This is a genomic window from Mesorhizobium sp. M7A.F.Ca.CA.002.09.1.1 (assembly GCF_003998555.1).
GTDB lineage: Bacteria > Pseudomonadota > Alphaproteobacteria > Rhizobiales > Rhizobiaceae > Mesorhizobium > Mesorhizobium ciceri.
This window is the reverse complement of record NZ_RZRR01000413.1, coordinates 1-4,757: the sequence shown is the minus strand read 5'-3', so window position 1 is coordinate 4,757 and position 4,757 is coordinate 1. Positions and strand designations below refer to the sequence as shown.

Here is a 4,757-nt window from a genome sequence, read left to right as displayed (position 1 = left end):
ACACAGGTTTTCTCTTATATCCTCTCAGTTTACCTGATTTTTGTGGCTGATTTCGCGCAGAAATGTAAATCCAGTCACACCCAACTACCCCCAAATGATTGACGCCTTGACACAGATCAGCAATTCCTCGGAGTGACCAATGACTGATTTTTACAACCTCGTCCCATCGGCGCCGGAAGGTCGCTTCGACGGTATCGAACGACCCTACTCGGCGGCGGATGTGAAGCGTCTGCGCGGTTCGGTGCAGATCCGCCAGAGCCTTGCCGAAATGGGCGCCAATCGGCTGTGGAAGCTCATCCACGAGGAGGACTTCGTCAACGCGCTCGGCGCCATGTCCGGCAATCAGGCGATGCAGCAGGTGCGCGCCGGGCTGAAGGCGATCTACCTGTCGGGCTGGCAGGTTGCCGCCGACGCCAACACGGCTGGCGCGATGTATCCGGATCAGTCGCTCTACCCGGCCAATGCGGCGCCTGAACTGGTCAAGCGCATCAACCGGACGCTGCAGCGCGCCGACCAGATCGAGACCTCCGAAGGCAATGGGCTTTCGGTCGAAACCTGGTTCGCGCCGATCGTTGCCGACGCCGAAGCTGGCTTCGGCGGGCCGCTCAACGCCTTCGAAATCATGAAGGCCTTCATCGAGGCGGGCGCCGCCGGCGTCCACTATGAGGACCAGTTGGCGTCGGAAAAGAAATGCGGCCATCTCGGCGGCAAGGTGCTGATCCCGACTGCGGCGCACATCCGCAACCTCAACGCCGCGCGCCTGGCGGCGGACGTGATGGGCACGCCGACCCTGGTCGTCGCGCGCACCGATGCGGAAGCCGCCAAGCTGCTCACCTCCGACATCGACGAGCGCGACCAGCCTTTCGTCGACCACGACGCCGGGCGCACGGTTGAGGGTTTCTATCATGTCAGGAGCGGCATCGAGCCCTGCATTGCCCGCGCCATCGCCTATGCGCCGTACGCGGATCTGATCTGGTGCGAGACCTCGAAACCCGACCTGGCGCAGGCCAGGAAATTCGCCGAGGGCGTGCGCAAGCACCATCCCGACAAGCTGCTCGCCTACAATTGCTCGCCGTCGTTCAACTGGAAGAAGAACCTCGACGACGCGACGATTGCCAAGTTCCAGAAGGAGCTCGGCGCCATGGGCTACAAGTTCCAGTTCATCACGCTCGCCGGCTTCCACCAGCTCAACTACGGCATGTTCGAACTGGCGCGCGGCTACAAGGCGCGGCAGATGGCGGCCTATTCCGAGTTGCAGGAAGCGGAGTTCGCGGCCGAGGCCGATGGCTACACCGCGACCAAGCATCAGCGCGAGGTCGGCACCGGCTATTTCGACGCCGTGTCGATGGCGATCACCGGCGGCCAGTCGTCGACCACCGCCATGCATGAATCGACGGAGCACGCGCAGTTCAAACCGGCCGCCGAATAGCGAACAGAAAAACTCAGAGGAAACGCCCGACAGGGCTTGGGACACAAGGAGAAAACCAATGGCATCGATAAGCCGCGTCAAGGAACGCGCCGAGGAACAGTCGACAACGATGAGCGTCGACCAGCAGGCGACGATCCGCATGCTGGCCAACGACCTGCACCGCCTCAACCAGTCGGTTATGAAGGCGGTCGAGGCGGGCGTCTCGGTGGAACTCGTGCGCTCGGCACGACATCACGGCGGCGACGGCAACTGGGGCGATCTGCTGATCCCGGTGATCGTCACGCAGCAGAGCCACGGCTGACTGAAATTCATGCAACCGACCCTTCACCTGCGCAGCCCCTGCGCAGGTGAATTTTCTTTTTATGAAATGCACGTGTGGACAGTCGAGTACAGTAGCGTTGCTTGAAATTCACTGTCCCGGCGATGATTTCGGGCACTTTTATTTCAACTTGACATAGGCTGCGATCTCACGCCAATTGCGCTCCGGATTCAACTCTGCATTGAAATAGGGGCGAGCTTCTTGGCTGACTTGTGTGCCCGGTGAATCGCGAAGGCGAGACTCCAAGACATCCGAATCTGGTGACCCGCGGCTCAACCACCGAGGCGATCCGTGATCCGTCGCAGGTGCTTGTCGTCGGCAGGTCGCCAATCAATCGCGTGGTGATTTCAAAGATCGTCGAGCGATCCGGGCTCAAGCCGATTTCGGAATCTCCCGACACGGCGGCAAGGATCTTGCGGTCGCTCATTCCCGGCGCGGTTGTCCTTGACGGCGGCGCCGACAACAAGGACTGCGACAATCTGATGTCCAGCATCGACGCGTTGCGCCGCGCCTCGGGCAAATCGCTGCCACCGGTAATCCTGCTGTCAACCAAGAATGGCACCACGGAAAGCCTGGGCCTGTCTGGTGTCATCGACGTGGTGATCGCCAAGCCGATCACGCCCGAACGGTTGCAACCGGTGATCGATCGCCTGATCGGCCGCTGAGGCAATTGCGGGAAAGTGTATAGCGGTTTTTCCGTCCGGAATCGAAACCAGGTAAGGCCGGGCGACCACGGATCGCCCGGCGATCAGGGATCGATGATGCTTTCGATCAGTCCGGGCAGTTGTCCGAGATCGGATATCTGGCGGAACCTCGATTCGGTTACCGGCGCTTCGACATGCTCCAGCACCCAGGTCAGTTCATGCGGCACATGAACACCCCAGCCGCCGGCCTCGATGGCCGGCACCACATCCGACTTCAGCGAGTTGCCGACCATCATGCTTTTCGCCGGACCATCGCCGTGGCGGTTGAAGAGCCTGCTATAGGTGGCAGCATTCTTGTCGCTGACGATCTCGACCGCGTCGAACAGATCGCCAAGGCCTGAGCCAGCCAGCTTGCGCTCCTGGTCGAAGAGGTCGCCCTTGGTGATCAGCACGAGGCGGAATGCGCCGGCAAGCTTTTCGACCGTCTCGCGGGCGTGCGGCAAGGCCTCGATCGGATGGCTCAGCATCTCGCGGCCGGCATCGAGAATCTCCGCTATGACCGAGCCCGGCACGCGGCCTTGCGTGACCTCGATCGCCGTCTCGATCATCGACAGGGTAAATCCCTTGATGCCGAAGCCATAGACAGCGAGGTTGCGCCTTTCGGCCTCCAGCAATCGTGCCGAGATGTGCTCCGCTTCGCCATGGTCGACGAGCATGGCGGCAAAGCGCTTTTCCGTCAGCCGGAAGAACTGCTCGTTCTGCCACAACGTGTCGTCGGCGTCGAAGCCGATCGTCGTCAGTTTGTCATTGCGCCGCATTGAACGCCTCGATTGGAATTGGGACGGCCGAAACTAAGCCGATTGGCGTGATTTTCAACCGCACCGGGCAATGCCCGACGCGGCTCCCCTTCCCTTCCATAGGAGGGCACGGCTATACTCCACAATCCGCAACCCAATCTGGTGAATGATGCCGCCTGCAAAAAAGGAAGTCCGTCCGTCGAGCCGCGGAGGACGCGCCCGCACGCCTGCCTTCGTGAAAAACCAACGAGGCGTCAAGAACTGGAAGGAAGTCAGCGCCTGGCTGGAATGGCGCGGCATCGAGGACATCGAGTGCATCACGCCCGATCAGGCAGGCGTCGCGCGTGGCAAGATGATGCCATCGAAGAAATTCACCTCCAACACCTCGCTGGCGCTGCCGTCGGCAGTCTTCATGACGACGATATCCGGCGGCTACCCCGAGGATGGCAACGGCTTCCATTACCCGGAAGACGACGGCGACCTCAAACTGATGCCCGACCTGTCGACGCTGACGGTGGTGCCCTGGGAAGAAGACCCGACGGCAGCGGTCATCTGCGACCTCGTCCACCAGGACGGACGCTCGGTCGAGTTCACGCCGCGCAACGTGTTGAAGCGTGTGGTGGCCGCCTATGACAAGCTCGGCCTGAAGCCTGTGGTGGCGCCCGAGATCGAGTTCTACCTGGTGCGCAAGAATCCCGACCCGGACTATCCGCTGACCCCGCCGGTTGGCCGGTCGGGACGCGCGATCGGCGGCGGCGCCGGCTATTCGATCGCCGGCGTCAACGAATTCGACGAACTGATCGACGACATCTACCATTTCTCCGAAAGCCAGGGCCTGGAGATCGATACGCTGATCCACGAGGAAGGTGCCGGCCAGTTGGAGATCAATCTGCGCCATGGCGACCCGATCGAACTGGCCGACCAGGTGTTCATGTTCAAGCGCACCATTCGCGAGGCGGCGCTGAAGCACGAGATCTACGCCACCTTCATGGCCAAGCCGATCCAGGGGCAACCCGGCTCCGCCATGCACATCCATCAGTCGATCATCGACAAGAAGACCGGACAGAACATCTTTTCGGCCGCTGACGGCTCGGAAACCGACGATTTTTTCCACTTTATCGGCGGCATGCAGAAGCATGTGCCGAACGCGCTGGTGATGTTCGCGCCCTATGTCAATTCCTACCGCCGGCTGACACAGGCGGCGTCGGCGCCGGTCAACAACAAATGGGGCTATGACAACCGCACCACGGCGTTTCGCGTGCCACGCTCGGATCCGGCGGCACGGCGCGTCGAAAACCGCATCCCGTCCTCCGATGCCAATCCCTATCTGGCGCTGGCGGCATCGCTTGCCTGCGGGCTGATCGGCATCACCAACAAGATCAAGGCCGAGCCCCCGGTCCTGACAACGGCCAATGCCGACGAGATCGACCTGCCGCGCGGCCTGCTTGAAGCCGTCGACCTGTTCGAGGGCGACGAGGAACTCTGCGCTCATCTGGGCAAGTCGTTCGCCGCGACCTATGCGGCGATCAAGCGCGCGGAATTCGAGACCTTCATGGAAGTGATCAGTC

At 61.5% G+C, this 4,757-nt stretch carries 5 protein-coding genes; 4 read left to right on the top strand and 1 reads right to left on the bottom strand.

The window, feature by feature from the left end:
• The first annotated feature begins 139 nt into the window (after window positions 1-139).
• The 3 genes from aceA to EN994_RS18315 all read left to right on the top strand — a co-directional run bounded on the left by aceA (window position 140) and on the right by EN994_RS18315 (window position 2,413).
• Complete coding sequence (gene aceA / locus EN994_RS18325) at window positions 140-1,429, top strand: isocitrate lyase (RefSeq protein ID WP_127307704.1); 1,290 nt, start codon at window positions 140-142, stop codon at window positions 1,427-1,429.
• A gap of 58 nt (window positions 1,430-1,487) precedes the next feature.
• Entirely contained in the window at window positions 1,488-1,730 is a 243-nt protein-coding gene (locus tag EN994_RS18320; RefSeq protein WP_006202762.1) for a hypothetical protein, read from the top strand.
• A gap of 278 nt (window positions 1,731-2,008) precedes the next feature.
• Window positions 2,009-2,413: a response regulator gene (locus EN994_RS18315; protein WP_224621462.1), complete on the top strand. Its 405-nt coding sequence runs from the start codon at window positions 2,009-2,011 to the stop codon at window positions 2,411-2,413.
• Between the two features lie 83 nt (window positions 2,414-2,496).
• Here the strand turns inward: EN994_RS18315 and EN994_RS18310 are convergent, their stop codons facing one another.
• Window positions 2,497-3,210: an HAD family hydrolase gene (locus EN994_RS18310; RefSeq protein ID WP_063170071.1), complete on the bottom strand. Its 714-nt coding sequence runs from the start codon at window positions 3,208-3,210 to the stop codon at window positions 2,497-2,499.
• Window positions 3,211-3,355: 145 nt separating this feature from the next.
• Here EN994_RS18310 and EN994_RS18305 point away from each other — a divergent pair.
• A partial coding sequence (locus EN994_RS18305; protein ID WP_164745995.1) for a glutamine synthetase family protein occupies window positions 3,356-4,757 on the top strand: 1,402 nt, incomplete at its 3' end.

Bases quoted from the DNA above. Each gene is read 5' to 3' on its own strand.
- aceA (WP_127307704.1), top strand. From the start codon at position 140: ATGACTGATTTTTACAACCTCGTCCCATCGGCGCCGGAAGGTCGCTTC.
- EN994_RS18320 (WP_006202762.1), top strand. From the start codon at position 1,488: ATGGCATCGATAAGCCGCGTCAAGGAACGCGCCGAGGAACAGTCGACA.
- EN994_RS18310 (WP_063170071.1), bottom strand. From the start codon at position 3,210: ATGCGGCGCAATGACAAACTGACGACGATCGGCTTCGACGCCGACGAC.